Annotated in this window: 1 protein-coding gene; it reads left to right on the top strand. The window is 49.8% G+C overall.

Annotated features, from left to right (window positions below):
* The coding region (locus tag ABR397_RS24515; RefSeq protein WP_350307948.1) for a hypothetical protein at positions 1-223 on the top strand (223 nt) is incomplete at both ends.

The raw sequence follows: 223 nt of genomic DNA, 5'->3' as shown, positions 1-223 counted from the left end.
AAGATGACCGACATATTATTGCTCAAATCCGCGGCGATAAAAAACTGACGATGGCGGCAAATGGGATCCTCACCACTGTGGGCGCTCAATTGACTTCTGATGGCGATGTCATCCTCTCCTCCGGCGGTAATATGCGTTTCGAATCGGTGCAAAATCACATCTACCGGGAAAACGGCAGGGAATTCACCGAATCAGTGACTCAGCAGGGCACTGAATTAACCAG

The sequence above is a fragment of the Photorhabdus viridis genome (assembly GCF_040256935.1).
GTDB classification, from domain to species: domain Bacteria; phylum Pseudomonadota; class Gammaproteobacteria; order Enterobacterales; family Enterobacteriaceae; genus Photorhabdus; species Photorhabdus viridis.
This window is presented reverse-complemented; position numbering and strand designations above follow the sequence as displayed.